Genomic DNA, 19,199 nt, shown 5'->3' with positions numbered 1-19,199 from the left:
ATGTCACTTTCATCACCGGGCGTAAATCTGTTTTATCACTCACGCTGGCAGGATACTCGCGTGCTTGATGAACTGTGCTGGGGACTGGAAGAGCAAGGCGTCCCTTGCCGGGCAATCTGTTGCGACGAGCATGACTGCGCGCTGGCATTGAGCAAACTTGCGGCCAAAAGCTCAACGCTACGTGTCGGTCTGGGTCTTAACGCCACGGGTGATATTGCTTTAACCCACGCCCAGTTGCCCGAGGATCGGGCGCTGATCCGTGGGCATATCCGCGCCGGAATTGCGCAGATCCGAACGCTTGGCGCCAATGCCGGTCAACTGGTCAAAGTACTTCCCTTCAGCGAGATAAAATAAATGTATCGCATCTACACCCGAACCGGCGATAAAGGCACGACCGCGCTGTTTGGCGGCAGCCGTATCGACAAAGATGACATCCGCGTTGAGGCCTATGGCACGGTGGATGAACTGATTTCCCAGCTTGGCGTCTGCTATGCCAGCACGCGTCAGGCCGGGCTACGCCAGGATCTGCACGCCATACAGAAGATGCTGTTTGTACTGGGTGCGGAACTCGCCAGCGATGAGAAAGGACTCGCTCGCTTACAACAGCGTATTGGCGATGAGGATATTCAGGCGCTGGAGCAGCTTATTGACCGCAATATGGCGCAAAGCGGCCCGCTCAAAGAGTTTGTTATTCCGGGGAAAAATCTGCCATCGGCACAGCTACACGTTGCGCGAACTCTGACGCGCCGACTGGAGCGGATCCTTATCGCAATGAGCAGAACGCTGACGTTACGCGATGAACCCAGGCGTTACATCAACCGACTGTCGGACGCGCTGTTCTCGATGGCGAGAATTGAAGAAACTAGTCCAGATGCTTGCGCTTAAACTGGCTGGCATCAATGTCGTATTGCTTCATCTTGCGCCACAAGGTAGTGCGACCAATGTTCAGCAGTTGCGACATCTCCTGTACGCGTCCGCTGGTGACGCGAGCAGCATGGATAATCGCCTCTTTTTCGATAGCGGTAAAGGTCAGACTGGCTGGCAGCAGTGAAGACGCCGTCTCCAGACCAGGACGTTCGGCAAACAGATAATCCGGTAGATTGCTCAGCCGAATATGGCCGTTATCACTGCTGATGGCGATGTTTTCGATAATGCTGTTCAGCTCAAAGTCATTGCCCGGCCACGAATAGGCCACCAGCTGAGCCAACGCGTCGTCGTCGATCTTCAGACTGGATGAAAAGCGTTTTTTCAGGCTATTCAGTCGCGTATAAATCAGCGAGGGAATACTGTTACGCCGCGCCCGCAGCGGGGGGATCACTATCTCAAAAGAGTGCAGCGCGTAATACAGCTGACGGCTAAAGCGGTTTTGCTCCACCAGATTGGCGAGATCAACCGTGGTGGTGGCGATCACTTTGACATCCACCGGAATCAACCGACGGGCATCCAGGCGGGTGAGTACCCCCTGCTTGATCACCTGTAACAGCGCGGATTGCAGCTCCGGCGCCAGATATTCAATTTTTTCCAGAAACAGCGTGCCGCCGTTCGCCAGTTCAAGACGGCTCAACCGGCCATTTTCATCGTCGGTGGGCGCACTGCCCATAAAATCCTGCCCCAGCACGCTGTTGGCATACAGCTGACAGTTCACGGCGATATACGGCCCGCTGGCGCGCTCGCTTTCGTTGTGAATGGCCTGGCTCAGCAGCTCCTTACCAACGCCTTCTTCCCCGCACAGTAGGATCGGGAAACTCCCCCTCGCCGCCTGGCGTCCAAAGTGGATCAAGCGGCGGGTTTCCGGATCGTCAGTCGACATCTGCTCAAAGGTGTGGCTCACCTTGCCAAGCTGGCTGGTCATCAGCTGGCGCATTTGCTCCACCGGATGCAGCAGCAGGATAAAGCTGTTGCCCTGTTCCTCAACAATCGGTTTTAGGGTGATGACGGCATCAACAAACTGATGCTGGCTTTCAAAGGTAACTTCGACGTGATTCAGGCCGCGGGCATGTTTGATCGCCCGGCGCAGCAGCATGGGGAGATTGAGCAGATCGTGAATGTTTTTTCCCTGACTGGCCTGCGCATCGAGATGCAAAAGCAGCGCCGCACGCGCATTGAGGAACTGCAATACGCCCTGTTCGTTCCAGGCCATCACACCATCATCCATACTCTCCAGCAGCCCGTACATCTGGTTCAGATGGCGGTTGGATTCAGCCAGCAGGCTGTCGGTCAGCAAAGAGTTGCCGACTTCTCTGGCAATCGCCAGCGTCAGGGATAAATCAGAAACGCACTCATGCTCCACCAGACAACACAGCGAGATGGAGCCGAACAGTCGACCATGGTTATCGAAGACCGGCGTCGAGCAGAACGACCACGGATGCAGCGCCTGTTTAAAATGCTGATCGCCAGAGGTTTTTGTCGGCTGGCCCGGCATCGTCGCCAGCGACAGCGCACAACTGCCAATGATGCTTTCCGCACAGTAGCTGCCGTCGCGAAACCCAAGCTCCGCCAGCTGTTCCACCGTCTGTGGGTCGCCGCAACGGCTGAGAATACAGGCTGATTCATCCAGAATCAGCAGCGCGCACGGGCGGCCGTCCATAAACTCCCAGGCATCTTCCAGCGCAGCCTGAGCAATCGTCAGCAACGCCGTCTTGCGACGACAAATCGACTCAAAGGTCAGCCCTTGCGCCTGATGCGGCGCCTGCCAGGTTTCCCGCTGCATAAACTTACTGCAACGATGCCATGACTGGGCAATGACTGAAGAGACTTCCTTCCCGATGCTATGCGTGTGCGCCGTCATATCCCTTTCCGCTGTTTAACCATAGACAACCCCTCCGGCAGAGACTGTCAGAGGGGGAGAAGATGCCGGATAAAAACCTACCGACGACTGATTAACGCGCCAGCCACTGCTGCCCCAGCAGGTCTGCCGTCAGAATAGCGGCATGTACGCTTTCAGGCGTTACCGGGAACGGCATATTATGGATGGTTTCACCTTCTGCACAGGTCGCTTTCGCCACCGCCATGATCTTGCCGTCAACGTCTTCTTTCACGCCCATTTCCGCTAACGTTACCGGCAGGCCTACTTTCTGACAGAAATTCAGCACGGTTTCGATCTCTTCCATCGGGCTGTTTTGCAACACCAGCTGCGCCAGCGTACCAAAGGCGACTTTTTCACCGTGGTACAAATGGTGGCACTCTTCCAGAATCGTAAAGCCGTTGTGGATCGCATGCGCCCCTGCCAGACCGCTGCTTTCAAAGCCGATGCCGCTGAGGTAAGTGTTAGCTTCGACAATACGCTCCAGCGCATCGGTCACCACGCCGGCCTGCGCGGCAAAGCGTGCCTTCTCGCCTTCCGCCAGCAGGGTATCATAGCACAAGCGCGCCAGGCTCAGCGCCGCCACGGTGGACTGTCCGCCCGCCATGCTGGTCGCTCTGGCGTCATAACAGGCTTTCGCTTCAAACCAGGTCGAGAGCGCATCGCCCATCCCGGCCACCAGCAGACGTACCGGCGCTTTGGCAATGATTGCAGTGTCCATCACTACCATATCCGGGTTTTTCGGGTAGATCAGATACTCTTCAAACTCACCGGCTTCGGTATAGATAACGGACAGCGCGCTGGTTGGCGCATCGGTAGACGCGATAGTCGGGATCACCACCACCGGCAACTTCTGGTAGTAGCCAATCGCTTTGGCGGTATCCAGCGTTTTCCCACCACCAATCCCAACCACGCCGCGGCAACCGTGCTGTTTCAGAATGGTAATCAGGCGATTAATTTCAACATGGCTACATTCACCGTTAAAGCGTTCCGCATGGCAGCTAATGTCGTGGCTGTGCAGGCCGTTGAGTACCTTCTCTCCCGCCAGTTTCATCACGAAGTCATCCGCAATCACGAAAAAGCTGTCCGCCAGATTTTTAGCGTATTGACCAAACAAGGTGGAAGCGTCAGGACCCTGGAGATATTTGGCTGGAGATTGAATAACTTTTAGCATTCCTTTCATCCTCAAATAAGTACATGTTTTTACATGGTGAGCCCTGGCGTTAACCTGTTTGGCCTGATGCTGACGGCGAAAACGGGAGGTACCGGAGCGATGCAATAACTGTATGGCGAGGCGTGCACAAAAAAATCTTTCGTCTTTTTGTTCTGATATGAAACAGATAAAAACAACACATGTTTCATATTGGAACGCTTAACCATAAAAAATATAAGGTTTGCGATCCCGATCCGTGCATTTGCCACCAAATCTCCGGCACAGACGAATCTCACTTTCTCTTTTACCCACTCACTTGCCAAAATACCGGTAAAAAAAAGCTGACAGTACCGTGTGACCTGCATTCATCGCGAGAGGAAAAAGTCGAGCGAGCTCGCATTGTGGTCGTTCCCCGTTCTTTTAGGTTTCATTTCGGAACAAAAAACAATAACAACGTTCCGTAATGAAACTCATTTTAACGTTGTTTTTTTCCACGCTGACTTCGCCAGAATCTCTCTATCGCCTCCGCACCATGACCATGCTTCCGGGGGTTTGTCTTACACTCAACCTCAAGGAGCCGTTATGTCTCAATTCTTTTTTAATCAACGCACCCATCTCGTGAGCGACGTCATCGACGGTACGATTATCGCCAGCCCGTGGAATAACCTGGCGCGTCTGGAAAGCGATCCGGCCATTCGCATCGTGGTCCGTCGTGACCTCAACAAAAATAACGTGGCGATCATTTCCGGCGGCGGTTCAGGGCACGAACCCGCGCACGTTGGGTTTATCGGTAAAGGTATGCTAACCGCCGCAGTCTGTGGCGACGTGTTCGCTTCCCCGAGCGTAGATGCGGTACTGACCGCCATTCAGGCGGTAACCGGTGAGGCGGGCTGTTTGTTGATCGTGAAAAATTACACCGGTGATCGTCTTAATTTCGGTCTTGCCGCCGAGAAAGCTCGTCGCCTTGGTTACAACGTTGAAATGCTGATTGTCGGCGATGACATCTCCCTGCCGGATAACAAACACCCGCGCGGCATTGCGGGAACCATCCTGGTGCATAAAATCGCGGGCTATTTTGCCGAACGCAGCTACAACCTCGCCACCGTCCTGCGTGAAGCGCAATACGCGGCCAATAACACCTTCAGTCTGGGCGTTGCGCTTTCCAGCTGTCATCTGCCGCAAGAAACCGACGCCGCCCCGCGTCATCATCCGGGCCACGCGGAGCTGGGTATGGGCATTCACGGCGAACCAGGCGCCTCGGTCATCGACACCCAGAACAGTGCACAGGTGGTGAACCTGATGGTGGATAAACTGCTGGCCGCCCTGCCTGAAACCGGCCGTCTGGCGGTGATGATTAACAATCTTGGCGGCGTTTCTGTTGCCGAAATGGCCATCATTACCCGCGAACTGGCCAGCAGCCCGCTGCATCCGCGTATCGACTGGCTGATTGGCCCGGCCTCGTTGGTTACCGCGCTGGATATGAAAGGCTTTTCACTGACGGCCATCGTGTTGGAAGAGAGCATCGAAAAAGCGCTGCTCACAGAGGTGGAAACCAGTAACTGGCCGATGCCGGTCCCACCGCGTGAAATCAGCTGTGTACCGTCATCTCAGCGTAGCGCACGCGTGGAATTCCAGCCTTCGGCAAATGCCCTGGTGGCCGGGATTGTGGAGCTTGTCACCACAACCCTTTCCGATCTGGAGACCCATCTTAATGCGCTGGATGCCAAAGTCGGCGATGGCGATACCGGTTCAACCTTTGCCGCAGGCGCGCGCGAAATTGCCGGTCTGCTGCATCGTCAGCAGTTGCCGCTGGATAACCTTGCCACGCTGTTTGCGCTGATTGGCGAACGTCTGACCGTGGTGATGGGCGGTTCCAGCGGTGTGCTGATGTCTATTTTCTTTACCGCTGCGGGGCAGAAACTGGAACAGGGAGCTAACGTTGCCGAAGCCCTGAATACGGGACTGGCGCAGATGAAGTTCTACGGCGGCGCAGACGAAGGCGATCGCACCATGATTGATGCGCTGCAACCGGCTCTGACTTCGCTGCTCACGCAGCCGCAAAATCTGCAGGCCGCCTTCGACGCCGCGCAAGCGGGAGCCGAACGAACCTGTTTGTCGAGCAAAGCCAATGCGGGTCGCGCATCGTATCTGAGCAGTGAAAGCCTGCTCGGAAATATGGACCCCGGCGCGCATGCTGTCGCGATGGTATTTAAAGCGCTGGCAGAGAGTGAATTGGGTTAAGCCATAAATGCCTGATAAGGCACTTGCGCCGCCATCCAACGAAGATATGCCTGATGCGCTGCGCTTATCAGGCCTACGAGTACAAACCTTTGTAGGCCGGATAAGGCACTTGCGCCGCCATCCGGCGAAGAAGTGCCTGATGCGCTGCGCTTATCAGGCCTACGAGTGCAAACTTTTGTAGGCCGGATAAAGCGCTTGCGCCGCCATCCGGCAAAGATACGCCTGATGCGCTGCGCTTATCAGGCCGATGAGTGCAAACTTTTGTAGGCCGGATAAGGCGCTTGCGCCGCCATCCGGCGAAGAAATGCCTGATGCGCTGCGCTTATCAGGCCTACGAGTGCAAACCTATGTAGGCCGGATAAGGCGCTTGCGCCGCCATCCGGCGAAGATACGCCTGATGCGCTGCGCTTATCAGGCCTACGAGTACAAACCTATGTAGGCCGGATAAGGCAACGCCGCCATCCGGCAGAACGTTAACGATAAACGCGGATCCCGCCCTCTACGCCGCGGCTAAACAGCACCTGCCAAAGCTCAATATCTCTGGCGCGGAAAGCCCCTGCGCAGGCACATAAATAATAATTAAACATTCTTCTGAAGGTGGCGGAATAACGTGATGACAGCTCCGGCCAGGCCTGATTAAAGCGCTCATGCCAGGCCATCAGCGTTTTATCATAATCGCTGCCGAAGTTATGCCAGTCCTCCATCACAAACCGTGATTCGCTGGCCTCGGCAATATGGGAAATCGACGGTAAGCAACCGTTCGGGAAAATGTATTTATTGATCCACGGATCGACGCTCATCCCTTTTTTATTGCTGCCAATAGTATGCAGCAGGAACAGTCCGTCCGGTTTTAAACAACGGTCGGCGATGCTGAAATAGGTGTCGTAGTTTTTCGGCCCGACGTGTTCAAACATCCCCACGGACACAATGCGATCGTAGTGTTTATCAAGATCGCGATAATCCTGCAGCAGAATGTTAACGTCCAGCCCTTCACAGCGCTGCTGCGCCATTTTCTGCTGCTCTTTGGAAATGGTAACGCCTTCTACCGCCACGCCATAATGACGCGCCGCATATTCTGCCAACCCGCCCCATCCACAACCGATATCGAGTAAACGCATACCCGGCTTAAGCTGCAGCTTCTCGCAGATCATTTTTAATTTGGCATTTTGCGCATCGTCTAAGGTGGTCGCGTCTTTCCAGTAACCGCAGGAATATTGCATATGCGGATCAAGCATCAGCGCAAAGAGATCGTTACCAATATCATAATGTTCTTTACCGACGATCCATGCGCGGCTCCGTGACTGCAAATTAAACAGGCGTGCGCTGGCAATGCGTAAAATATCTTTCAGATTACCTGGCATCTGCTGGTCGAGTTTTGCTTTCAGGATTTTGCAGAACAGAATATCGAGCCGTTCGCAGTCCCACCAGCCTTCCATATAGCTTTCGCCAAGCCCTAATGAGCCTTGTTGCAATACCCGTTTAAAGAAACCAGTATGATGAAGTTGAATGTCCCAGGCGCGCGAGCCATTAATTCTGATATCCGCTTGCGAAAGCAGCTCTTTTCCCATTCGGGTCCAGTTATCATTTGTTTCATTGACGATGACAGCATCTGAACAAAGCGAGTTCATGGTATTTACCAAAAGTGGGCTAAAAATTATTACGCAAGATTATTATGGAAAAAAGAGTGTATGTATTATGATCCGCGGACAAGATCTATCGAGCAGCGGACACACCATCGGGAGCATTGACGATTCATTTATGGAAACTCTCGCGCAAAAACAGTGGAACTCCTTCCCGGATAACTCCATGACCGAACTGCCGCAGGACGTATTCTTTCGCTCTTATGTCCTGGAAGCCAACCACCATGTACCGCAGCATTCACACTCTTTTATGCAGTTTCATTTCGCCCGCAAAGGCAGCATGCGCATTGATGTTGCCGGTAAGTGCTGGATAATCCCGGCGCATTATGGCATCTGGATCCCAAATAATACGGAGCATGCGGTTTGGGCATTAGATGATGTATATTTAGAAAATCTGGATATTAAACCGGGTTTTCTTGAAGAGAGCATCAATGAATGCAAAGTAGTGGCTATCAGTGATTTCGCCAGAGAGTTTATTCATTACGCCACGAATTCAATTTCAGGCCATTATGATAGTCAGTCAAAAGAGGGCAAGCTGGTTAGTGTGCTGGTCGATATTATTCTGCAACTCCCGGAAGTCGCTTTTGTATTACCCTGGCCGCAGGATCGTGAATTAACCAAAGTCTGCCGAACAATACAAGAATCCCCCGCACTGGAGCATTCGGTTGAATACTGGGCGCAGCATTTGGGTATGTCTGCCCGTACCTTTTCACGCCATTTCAAAAAAGAAACCGGATTGCCTTTCAGCGTCTGGAAGCAAAAAATGCGAATACTTGAATCGGTATTAATGCTGAAGAAAAATAAAAGCGTAACCGCCGTGGCACTCGACGTTGGGTATTCAAGCACCGCGGCATTTAGCTACGCATTCCGCCAGGCGTTTGGCGTTCCGCCCTCTAATTACTGATTAACGGCGTTGATGCCAGTAAGCCGCTGCACGAACCCGTTGCTGATCGAACGCCTCGGTTTCAAAACGAGCACTCAGGTTTTTGACCACCTTGCCTTCGCCGGTGATCCAGATGAAATAATCGTCTGCGGGCACGCTTAGCCGCGATAAGTGTTCATTCACCGCCTGCTCATCATGGCCGATAAACCACTGAAGAGTAAATCCGTCGAGATGGGCAAAATAGTCCTGGTAGGCTGCATCCTGCACGCTAACCAGCGCCGTGACGTGCGGACGTACCACCAAACGGCTGAGCGACTCCAGGCGTCGGCGCAACGCGGGCATTCCCGACTCATCACACACGTAAACCTGATACGCATAGTCCTCTGGTACCACCAAAGAACCGCGCGGCCCGCCGATCGTCAGCTTGTCACCCTCACGGGCATTCATCGCCCACGTACTTGCCACGCCGCCGTCATGAATATAGAAATCCAGTGCCAGCTCATGGCGCGCTTCGTCATACAACGGCGTGTAGTCACGGGAGAGCGGACGTACACCGTCCGCCCAGACAATGCCTTCATCGGTGACGACAGGTGGTACAAAGTTGCTGCCCGGTTCAGGGAAAAAGACCTTGGTATGGTCGTCAAAGCCGCGTGAGCTAAAACCGTCCAGCGCGTCACCGCCCAGTACAATACGCTGAAAGCCCGCGCTAATACGCTCTACGCGCAGGACAGTAAGTTCTCGAAAACGCAGTTCATTGCGAACGCGCTGTGGGTAGCGTGAGATGTTTTTTGTCATTTTTTCGCCTTGTGAAGATAATACGATATATCTAAATTGATTTTTTAAATGATAATGATTGCTAATCAAAAATATTGCAAGCACTTTTTGATATAGTTAACTTATGATTACCCAGTTATCACAGACACATAAAAATAGATAATAATCATAATGTTATACAACATTTTATTTGTAGACTTGCAAACTGATAATTTTTAGATATAAATTAGATATATCTAAACAACATCAGGAGACGATGATGCAAAACCATCATGAAGGTTGCTGTAAGCACTCAGAGCACCAACACGAAGGCTGCTGCAAGGGTGAAGGACATCACCATGAAGGCCGCCACAACGAGCACCATGCAGGTTGCTGCAAAGGTGAAGAACATCGCCATGAAGGCTGTAACAAAGAACATCACCACGAGCAGGGTTGCGGACATCGCCACGGTCGTGGTGGCGGCGGAGGGGGTCGTCGTCAGCGGTTCTTCGGCCACGGCGAATTACGCCTGGTGATTCTGGATATCTTGACCCGCGACGCCAGCCACGGCTATGAGCTGATTAAAGCGATTGAAACCCTGACCCAGGGTAATTACACCCCAAGCCCGGGCGTTATCTATCCAACGCTGGATTTCTTGCAGGATCAGGCAATGATCACCGTCAGCGACGAGGAAGGTGGGCGTAAACAGATTGCGATCACGACTCAGGGCCAGCAGTGGCTGGATGAGAACCGTGAACATCTGGAACATATCCACGAACGGATTAAAGCCCGCTGCGTAGGTTTTGAATTACGCAAAAATCCACAGATGAAACGCGCGCTGGAAAACTTCAAAGCCGTGCTGGATCTACGCGTCAATCATGGTGATACCAGCGATGCGCAGATCAAAAAAATCATCGGTATTATCGATCGCGCTGCGCTGGATATTACTCAGCTGGATTAATCTGCACAGCAGGCGGAACCCATATGCCTGACGTTCCGCCTGTATTTTTAGTATTAATGCAGCACCGTAACCGCATCTTCCAGACGACCCGCGCGATGTTTCACCATCGCGGAAATCTGCGCACTCTCTTCAACCAGTTCGGCGTTTTTCTGTGTAATGTTGCTTAATTCATTCACCGCGCGGGTCAGGCTGGAAAGACCATCTGACTGTTCCAGCGTGGAGTGGCTGATTTGGGCGATCAGCTGAGTGACGTTTTGCACCTGCGCCACAATATCGTCCATCGTGCGTCCTGCGGCGTGCACCTGGTCAGATCCGGACTGCACCTTGTCAGCGCTGGCATCAATCAACTTGCGGATATCATTGGCTGCACTGGCGCTACGGCTAGCAAGATGACGTACTTCTCCCGCCACCACGGCGAACCCTTTCCCTTGCTCGCCCGCCCGCGCGGCTTCAACAGCGGCATTCAAAGCCAGAATGTTGGTCTGGAAGGCAATATCGTTAATCAGCGTCGTAATGGTGCCGATCCTCTGGGTGCTGTTGGCGATATCGTCCATGGTTTTGATGACGGTATCCATCGCCTCACCGCCGTGCGTTGCCGCGCTACTGGCGGCAATAGAGAGCTTATCGGCCGCGGCGGCGGTCTCTGAGTTTTGTTTCACCGATGCCGCCATCTGATTCATGGTGGTCACCGTTTCCTGCACATTCTCTACGGTCTGCTGCGTATGCTTGTTTAAATCATCGCTGCCTTTCGCCAGCGTTTCGCTGTCGCTGCGCACGCAACTCACCTGGCTGGAGACGTCGTGAATGAGCCAGCGACACATTAATCCAAGTTGGCCCACTGCTCGTAGCATCAGGCCCAGTTCATCACTACGGTTAAGATGCGACACGCTGTTCCGCTCACCGGTCGCCACTTTCAGCGCCTGACGGGTGACATTCTCAATAGGACGCACAATTTGCCATTCGAAAATAGCCGTTCCAAAAAGCATCACCAATGCACTCATCAGCTGTAACGGCCATTCGGCGCCCATTTGCTGCAATGCGACCGCTAGCAGGACAAACATGAATGCCATCACGCTGCGCACCCGCCAGCGAATCGGCATCGCCGGCAGTTTACCCAGCCAGCCTTTGCGTACCACCAGCCCTTTATGAATACGTCGGTTGCAACGTCCTTCGTTCAGCGCTTTATATAAAGGCTCTACCGCCGCAATTTCCTCGTCAGTAGCCCGGGTACGAATCGACATATACCCGGTCACGCGTCCTTCCCGCACCATCGGCACCGCATTGGCCCTCACCCAGTAGTGATCGCCATTCTTACGCCGGTTTTTCACAATCCCGCTCCATGGCTCGCCCTGCTTCAGGGTGTACCACATATCCGCAAACGCCGCTTTTGGCATGTCCGGATGACGAACCTGATTGTGCGGCTTATCGAGCAATTCATTCAGCTGATAGCCACTGACCTGGACAAATGTATCGTTCGCATGGGTGATATAGCTTTGTAAATCGGTGGTAGACATGAGGGTGATATCATCATCCAGCGGTGTATTTTGCTGACTAACGTAGGGATGAGAAGACATGATTGCGTCCTGTGCAGGTTATCTGGTTGTTAACTCTTTCGGCTTATGTTATTTCGGCGATAATTTTTTTATCTTTAGTTGTTAAATTTGATTTAGATCGCAATTTGCGATTAAACCTCAAAATCTGTACGCATTCTAATCCATTGATTTAAAATACTTTCATCTAGTAACTATTCAACGTCACTTCTACCAGCGCACCGTCACAGTGCAAATATTGCCCATTTTTAGCGCAAATTTGCGTTTATTCGATCTGTTTTCAGGCTCCTTACTTGGGCAAAATGCCAGCAAATGTTAAAGCGCGGCATTAAATGTTGCGTAAATGAGATGTTTCCTGGTGTTTATCCCGATTTTTGCTAAGCGCGCCGGAATGGCGCAATCCCTGCAATACTTAATTCAGTATCATGTGATACGCGAGCTCCGGGAGCATATTTTGAACAGGTTACCTTCCAGCGCATCGGCCCTGGCCTGCAGCGCACACGCACTGAATCTCATCGAAAAGCGCACGCTTGATCATGAGGAAATGAAATCGTTAAACCGAGAGGTGATTGAGTACTTCAAGGAGCATGTCAATCCGGGGTTCTTAGAGTATCGAAAATCTGTAACTGCAGGCGGGGATTACGGAGCCGTAGAGTGGCAAGCAGGAAGCCTTAATACGCTTGTCGACACCCAGGGGCAGGAGTTCGTCGATTGCCTGGGTGGTTTTGGAATTTTCAACGTGGGGCACCGTAATCCAGTCGTGGTTTCCGCCGTACAGAATCAACTCGCGAAACAACCTCTGCACAGCCAGGAGTTACTTGACCCTCTGCGGGCCATGCTGGCAAAAACCCTCGCCGCACTGGCGCCCGGTAAACTGAAATACAGTTTTTTCTGTAACAGCGGGACCGAGTCGGTTGAAGCCGCCCTGAAGCTGGCGAAAGCATATCAATCGCCGCGCGGTAAATTTACGTTTATTGCCACCAGCGGCGCATTCCACGGTAAATCACTGGGCGCGCTGTCCGCTACGGCTAAATCCACCTTCCGTAAACCTTTTATGCCGCTGCTGCCGGGCTTCCGTCATGTGCCGTTTGGCGATATTAACGCAATGCGCACCATGCTCAGCGAGTGTAAAAAGACCGGTGACGATGTCGCAGCTGTGATCCTCGAGCCGATCCAGGGTGAAGGAGGGGTGATCCTGCCGCCGCAAGGTTATTTGACCGCCGTTCGTAAACTTTGCGATGAGTTTGGCGCGCTGATGATCCTTGACGAAGTGCAAACCGGCATGGGGCGTACCGGCAAGATGTTCGCCTGCGAACACGAAAACGTGCAACCCGACATTATGTGCCTGGCCAAAGCGTTGGGCGGCGGTGTGATGCCAATTGGCGCGACCATTGCCACCGAAGAGGTGTTCTCCGTCCTGTTCGACAATCCTTTCCTGCATACCACCACGTTTGGCGGCAACCCGCTCGCTTGTGCAGCGGCGCTGGCCACCATTAACGTCCTGCTGGAGCAAAATTTACCGGCTCAGGCGGAGCAGAAAGGCGATATGTTGCTGGATGGTTTCCGCCAGCTTGCGCGGGAATACCCGGACCTGGTGCATGATGTACGCGGTAAGGGAATGCTGATGGCGATTGAGTTTGTCGATAATGAAATCGGCTACAACTTTGCCAGCGAGATGTTCCGCCAGCGGGTGCTGGTTGCCGGCACGCTTAATAATGCAAAGACGATCCGCATCGAACCACCGTTGACGTTAACGATCGAGCAATGCGATCTGGTATTGCGATCGACGCGCAAAGCCCTGGCAGCATTACGGGTGAGCGTGGAGCAAATGTAACAACCTTACCCGGCCTATAGAAGACACTCTTTTGTAGGCCGGATAAGGCGTAGCCGCCATCCGGCAATTAACCTAACTTAAACAATCCGCACACCAGCAGGCATAAGGCGTTCTGGCGTTAACAGTACGCTTTCGCTGCCATCGTCGGTTTCCGCGCACAGCAGCATGCACTCTGATGTCTCACCGCGCATTTTGGCCTTTTGCAGATTACACAGCACCACCACCGTTTTGCCCATCAACTCCTCTTCACTGTAGTAAGGCACCAGGCTGGTTACGGTTTGCAGCGTACGCTCTCCCACATCTACCTGTACGATATACAGTTTATCGGCATTGTCATGGCGCTTTACCTGTGCGATTTTTCCAACACGTATTTCCATTCGGGCAAAATCAGCAAATGCGACGGTATCCATTATTTTCTCCTTTGGTAAAATTTTACTAAATACTAGCAAAATATTTTCCGGGCATTGTTCTCAAAAGCGGGAAAATGACGTACTCATCACACTCTGAAAGCCCAGTTTTACCCCGAGCATGTCAATTAATCATGCTTTTTTTACTGAAAACAGATGAATAGATAAGCACTTCATTTACAATGCGCAGGTAACTCAGGGAAAAGGCAAACATGGCAACACTTAAAGACATCGCAATCGAAGCTGGCGTGTCCCTGGCGACAGTGTCCCGGGTTTTAAACGATGACCCCACGCTGAATGTAAAAGAAGAGACTAAGCATCGCATTCTGGAGATCGCGGAAAAGCTGGAGTACAAAACCAGCAGCGCCCGAAAGAACCAGACTAGTGCGCTCGGCCCCCAGCATATTCTGGCGCTCTACAGCTATCAGCAAGATTTGGAAATCAACGATCCTTACTACCTCGCGATCCGCCATGGGATTGAAACCCAGTGTGAGAAACTCGGGATCGAACTGACCAACTGCTATGAGCACAGTGGTCTGCCGGAGAGCAAACACATTACCGGCATTCTTATTGTCGGCAAGCCTTCCCCCGCTCTGCGCGAGGCGGCAACAGCGCTTACCGACAACATCTGCTTTATCGATTTCCATGAATCCGGCAGCGAATATGACGCCGTCGATATCGATCTGGCACGCATCAGCAAAGAGAGCATCGACTTCTTCATTGCCCAGGGCGTCACCCGCATTGGTTTCATCGGTGGCGAAGACCAGCCAGGCAAGGCCGATATCCGCGAAGCCGCGTTTGTCGAATACGGTCGTCTACAGCAGGTCGTTTCTGAACAGGATATCTATCGCGGCGGTTTCTCCAGTTCATCAGGCTATGAACTGGCTAAAGAAATGCTGGCGAAACCCGACTATCCCAGCGCCCTGTTTGTGGCTTCAGACTCGATTGCCATTGGCGTTCTGCGCGCCATCCACGAGCGTGGTCTGAATATTCCGCAGGATATTTCGCTGATTAGCGTTAATGATATCCCAACGGCGCGTTTCACCTTTCCTCCGCTTTCCACCGTTCGCATTCATTCGGAAATGATGGGCAGTCAGGGCGTCAACCTGCTGTTCGAAAAAGCCCGTGACGGGCGTGCGCTCCCCCTGCTGGTTTTTGTTCCCAGCAAGCTGAAACTGCGCGGCACCACCCGCTGAAATCCCCCGTTAACCCGCCCGGTTTCTTCTGATGCCGGGCGCGCATTGTCATGCATTCTTTTCCGCGTCCGAATTATTTTCGTGATCCAGTTAAAGTAAATCACCTCACCCGCTATATTTTAGTAAAACTTTTACTAAAATCACCATCAATTACACTTACCCACCATTACAATGAATGGTTCCGATTTTTCTCCACCGGGAGGCCTTATGAATCGCTGGGAAAACATTCAGCTCACCCACGAAAATCGACTGGCGCCACGCGCATATTTTTTCTCTTACGACTCCGTTGCGCAGGCTCGCTCGTTTGCCCGCGAAACCAGCAGTCTCTTTCAGCTGCTAAGCGGTCAGTGGAATTTTCAGTTCTTTGAGCATCCGCTGCAGGTGCCGGAAGCCTTTACGTCGCAGTTTATGAGTGACTGGGGCAGCATCACCGTCCCCGGCATGTGGCAGATGGAAGGACACGGCAAGCTGCAGTATACCGACGAAGGTTTTCCTTTCCCGATTGATGTCCCCTACGTTCCGACCAATAACCCCACCGGGGCCTATCAGCGTATTTTCACCCTCAGCGAAGGCTGGCAGGGCAAACAGACGCTGATTAAGTTTGATGGCGTAGAAACCTACTTCGAAGTTTACGTGAATGGTCAGTACGTTGGCTTCAGCAAAGGCAGTCGCCTGACGGCCGAATTTGATATCAGCGCGGTGGTGAAGACCGGTGATAACCTGCTGTGCGTTCGCGTAATGCAATGGGCTGATTCCACCTACGTTGAAGACCAGGATATGTGGTGGTCGGCGGGAATTTTCCGCGACGTCTATCTGGTCGGCAAACAGGCGACCCACATTCAGGATTTTACCGTTCGCACCGAGTTCGATGATGACTATCGCGACGCCACCCTCTCCTGCGACATTGCGCTGGAAAACCTGGCCTCCACGCCAGCGATAGCGTCGCTGGAATACACCTTGTTTGACGGTGAGAAGGCACTGCATAGCGGTGTGATTAACGCCCTGAAAGTGGATAAACAAACGCAGACCGCTTTTCATTTCAAGGTTAGCGCGCCGCAGCAGTGGTCTGCGGAATCGCCGTATCTCTACCATCTGGTGATGACGCTGAAAGATGCCAGCGGCAACATCCTTGAGGTCGTGCCACAGCGCGTTGGATTCCGCGATATTAAAGTTCGCGACGGTCTGTTTTACATCAATAACCGCTACGTGATGCTGCATGGCGTTAACCGCCACGATAACGATCATCTTAAGGGCCGCGCGGTCGGTATGGATCGCGTTGAAAAAGATCTGCTGTTAATGAAGCAGCACAACATCAACTCCGTACGCACCGCCCATTACCCGAACGATCCGCGTTTCTATGAATTGTGCGATATCTACGGCCTGTTCGTGATGGCCGAAACAGACGTTGAATCTCACGGCTTCGCCAATATCGGCGATATCAGTCGGATCACCGACGATCCACTGTGGGAAAATGTCTACGTTGAGCGCATCGTGCGCCACGTCCATGCGCAGAAAAATCACCCTTCGATCATCATCTGGTCGCTCGGTAACGAATCCGGATACGGCTGTAACATCCGCGCCATGTATCACGCTGCGAAAGCGCTGGATGACACGCGTCTGATCCATTACGAAGAAGATCGTGACGCTGAAGTGGTGGATATCATCTCCACCATGTACACCCGCGTGCCGCTGATGAATGAGTTTGGTGAATATCCGCATCCTAAACCGCGCATCATCTGTGAATATGCTCACGCCATGGGCAACGGTCCCGGCGGGCTAACGGAATATCAGAACGTCTTCTATCAGCATGATTGCATTCAGGGGCACTATGTCTGGGAGTGGTGCGATCACGGGATTCAGGCTAAAGATGACGACGGCAACGTCTGGTACAAATATGGCGGCGACTACGGCGACTATCCGAACAACTACAACTTCTGCCTTGATGGCCTGATTTATTCCGATCAAACCCCAGGACCGGGACTGAAAGAGTACAAGCAGGTAATTGCGCCGGTGAAAGTGCGCGCACAGGATCTGGCCCGCGGCGAGCTACGGGTAGAAAACAAACTCTGGTTCACCACGCTTGACGACTACACCTTGCATATTGAGGTTCGCGCCGAAGGAGATACGCTCTCTGTTCAGCAGATAAAACTGCGCGACGTTCCTCCCAACAGCGACGCGCTGCTGCAATGCGAACTGCCGGAGCTGGATGCGCGCGAAGCGTTCCTTAACGTCACCGTGACGAAAGATTCCCGCACGTCATACAGTGAAGCCGGGCATCACATCGCGACTTATCAGTTCCCGCTGAAGGCCAGAACGGCGGCTGCCGTACCGTTTAGCCTGCAAAACGCCAACCCTCTGACGCTGGAAGACAGCCGCCAGAGCTGCACCGTTCGCGGTTATAACTTCCATCTGACCTTCTCAAAGCTGACCGGTAAACCGATCGCCTGGAACGTCAATGGCGAAGAGCTGATTACCCGCGAGCCGAAGATTAATTTCTTCAAACCGACCATTGATAACCACAAGCAAGAGTTCGAAGGCCTCTGGCAGCCGAATCATTTACAGATTATGCAGGAGCATCTGCGCGAATTTACCCTTGAGCAAACCGATGATGCGCTGCTGATAACCAGCCAGACCATTATCGCCCCGCCGGTATTCGATTTCGGTATACGCTGCACCTATCGCTGGCGCATTGCCGCGGACGGTCAGCTGAATGTGGAACTTTCTGGCCAGCCTTACGGCGAGTACCGGGACATTATTCCGTGCATCGGTTTCACGATGGGCATCAACGGTGATTTGGGCCAGGTGGCGTATTACGGACGTGGTCCCGGTGAAAACTATGCCGATAGCCAGCAGGCCAACATCATCGACATCTGGCGCAGCAGCGTGGATGAGATGTTCGAAAATTATCCTTTCCCGCAAAACAACGGCAATCGTCAGGACGTGCGTTGGGCAACGCTAACCAACCGCCACGGCAACGGCCTGCTGGTGGTCCCGCAGCGCCCTGTCAACCTGAGCGCCTGGCGCTATACGCCGGAAAATATCTTTGCCGCACAACACTGCAACGCGCTACAGCGTAGCGATGACATCACCCTGAATCTGGATCACCAGTTACTGGGCTTAGGTTCCAACTCGTGGGGAAGTGAAGTACTCGATTCCTGGCGCGTCTGGTTTACGTCATTCAGCTACGGCTTCACGTTGTTGCCGGTTTCCGGCAGCGAATCTGGCGCTCAAACCACCGCCAACCGCGCCTTTGGCACCGGGTTCTTTTCCACGAATATGCACAGCGAGAATACAAAATGAGGATCATCGACAACTTAGAGCAGTTCCAGCAACGCTATGCTTCAGGTCGGAAATGGCAACGCTGCGTCGAGGCTATTGAAAATATTGACAATATTCAGCCAGGCGTCGCCCACTCTATCGGTGATTCCCTGAGCTACCGCGTGGAGACAGACTCCGCGACCGATGCGCTGTTTACCGGTCATCGTCGTTATTTTGAGATCCATTACTACCTGCAAGGGCAGCAAAAAATAGAGTATGCCGCCAAAGAGGATCTCCAGGTGGTTGAATATTATCGCGATGAAACCGATCGCGAATATCTGAAAGGTTGTGGAAAAACCATCGAAGTGCACGAAGGACAAATGGTTATTTGTGACAACCATGAAGCCTATCGTTTTATTTGTAATAACGCAGTGAAAAAAGTCGTACTCAAAGTCACCATCGAAGATGGTTATTTTCATAATAAATAAAAACACAGGCGGCGCCGACGTTGCGCCGCCAG

At 52.8% G+C, this 19,199-nt stretch carries 15 protein-coding genes; 9 read left to right on the top strand and 6 right to left on the bottom strand.

Annotation, left to right across the window (positions count from 1 at the left end; genetic code table 11):
• Positions 1-354, top strand: a complete 354-nt coding sequence (locus tag OGX90_RS05350) for a glycerol dehydratase reactivase beta/small subunit family protein (protein ID WP_057067394.1) — start codon at positions 1-3, stop codon at positions 352-354.
• The gene (locus tag OGX90_RS05345; RefSeq protein ID WP_234692399.1) at positions 355-885 is read left to right on the top strand and encodes a cob(I)yrinic acid a,c-diamide adenosyltransferase; all 531 of its coding nucleotides are present in this window, start codon (positions 355-357) and stop codon (positions 883-885) included.
• Here OGX90_RS05345 and dhaR read toward each other — a convergent pair.
• Complete coding sequence (gene dhaR, locus OGX90_RS05340; RefSeq protein ID WP_003828512.1) at positions 863-2,788, bottom strand: dihydroxyacetone kinase operon transcriptional regulator DhaR; 1,926 nt, start codon at positions 2,786-2,788, stop codon at positions 863-865. The two genes, OGX90_RS05345 and dhaR, sit on opposite strands and share 23 nt — an antisense overlap.
• A gap of 91 nt (positions 2,789-2,879) precedes the next feature.
• Positions 2,880-3,977, bottom strand: a complete 1,098-nt coding sequence (locus tag OGX90_RS05335; RefSeq protein ID WP_079935257.1) for a glycerol dehydrogenase — start codon at positions 3,975-3,977, stop codon at positions 2,880-2,882.
• Between the two features lie 561 nt (positions 3,978-4,538).
• Between OGX90_RS05335 and OGX90_RS05330 the strand changes: the two genes are divergently transcribed.
• Positions 4,539-6,197 carry a glycerone kinase gene (locus tag OGX90_RS05330; RefSeq protein ID WP_286623294.1) on the top strand — a complete coding sequence of 553 codons (1,659 nt, stop codon included), beginning with the start codon at positions 4,539-4,541 and terminating at the stop codon, positions 6,195-6,197.
• Positions 6,198-6,670: 473 nt separating this feature from the next.
• On the opposite strand, the gene cfa is transcribed toward OGX90_RS05330, so the two are convergent.
• Entirely contained in the window at positions 6,671-7,825 is a 1,155-nt protein-coding gene (cfa, locus tag OGX90_RS05325) for a cyclopropane fatty acyl phospholipid synthase (protein WP_071445947.1), read from the bottom strand.
• A 67-nt stretch (positions 7,826-7,892) separates the two neighbouring features.
• Here cfa and OGX90_RS05320 point away from each other — a divergent pair, with 67 nt between their 5' ends.
• Complete coding sequence (locus OGX90_RS05320; RefSeq protein WP_003828520.1) at positions 7,893-8,741, top strand: helix-turn-helix domain-containing protein; 849 nt, start codon at positions 7,893-7,895, stop codon at positions 8,739-8,741.
• Here OGX90_RS05320 and OGX90_RS05315 read toward each other — a convergent pair whose 3' ends face one another.
• Positions 8,742-9,515, bottom strand: a complete 774-nt coding sequence (locus tag OGX90_RS05315; RefSeq protein WP_071445948.1) for a siderophore-interacting protein — start codon at positions 9,513-9,515, stop codon at positions 8,742-8,744.
• Positions 9,516-9,750: 235 nt separating this feature from the next.
• Between OGX90_RS05315 and OGX90_RS05310 the strand changes: the two genes are divergently transcribed.
• A complete protein-coding gene (locus OGX90_RS05310; RefSeq protein WP_165690001.1) occupies positions 9,751-10,434 on the top strand; it encodes a PadR family transcriptional regulator in 684 nt (227 codons plus the stop codon).
• A 53-nt stretch (positions 10,435-10,487) separates the two neighbouring features.
• On the opposite strand, the gene OGX90_RS05305 is transcribed toward OGX90_RS05310, so the two are convergent.
• On the bottom strand, positions 10,488-12,008 hold the full coding sequence (locus OGX90_RS05305; protein ID WP_100271883.1) for a methyl-accepting chemotaxis protein: 1,521 nt from the start codon (positions 12,006-12,008) through the stop codon (positions 10,488-10,490).
• A gap of 430 nt (positions 12,009-12,438) precedes the next feature.
• Here OGX90_RS05305 and ygjG point away from each other — a divergent pair, with 430 nt between their 5' ends.
• A complete protein-coding gene (ygjG, locus tag OGX90_RS05300) occupies positions 12,439-13,818 on the top strand; it encodes a putrescine aminotransferase (protein WP_167371260.1) in 1,380 nt (459 codons plus the stop codon).
• A gap of 77 nt (positions 13,819-13,895) precedes the next feature.
• Here ygjG and OGX90_RS05295 read toward each other — a convergent pair whose 3' ends face one another.
• The gene (locus OGX90_RS05295; protein WP_016157522.1) at positions 13,896-14,228 is read right to left on the bottom strand and encodes a tRNA-binding protein; all 333 of its coding nucleotides are present in this window, start codon (positions 14,226-14,228) and stop codon (positions 13,896-13,898) included.
• Positions 14,229-14,437: 209 nt separating this feature from the next.
• Between OGX90_RS05295 and ebgR the strand changes: the two genes are divergently transcribed.
• The 3 genes from ebgR (at position 14,438) to OGX90_RS05280 (ending at position 19,167) form a co-directional block, all read left to right on the top strand.
• Entirely contained in the window at positions 14,438-15,421 is a 984-nt protein-coding gene (gene ebgR / locus OGX90_RS05290; RefSeq protein ID WP_032945068.1) for a transcriptional regulator EbgR, read from the top strand.
• A gap of 207 nt (positions 15,422-15,628) precedes the next feature.
• On the top strand, positions 15,629-18,721 hold the full coding sequence (gene ebgA, locus OGX90_RS05285) for a beta-galactosidase subunit alpha (RefSeq protein WP_234692403.1): 3,093 nt from the start codon (positions 15,629-15,631) through the stop codon (positions 18,719-18,721).
• Positions 18,718-19,167: a beta-galactosidase subunit beta gene (locus OGX90_RS05280; RefSeq protein WP_153686680.1), complete on the top strand. Its 450-nt coding sequence runs from the start codon at positions 18,718-18,720 to the stop codon at positions 19,165-19,167. Before ebgA ends, OGX90_RS05280 begins: the two co-directional genes overlap by 4 nt.
• Positions 19,168-19,199: the final 32 nt, after the last annotated feature.

The sequence above is a fragment of the Citrobacter sp. Cpo012 genome (assembly GCF_030333015.1).
In the GTDB taxonomy this organism is placed as follows: domain Bacteria; phylum Pseudomonadota; class Gammaproteobacteria; order Enterobacterales; family Enterobacteriaceae; genus Citrobacter; species Citrobacter portucalensis.
This window is presented reverse-complemented; position numbering and strand designations above follow the sequence as displayed.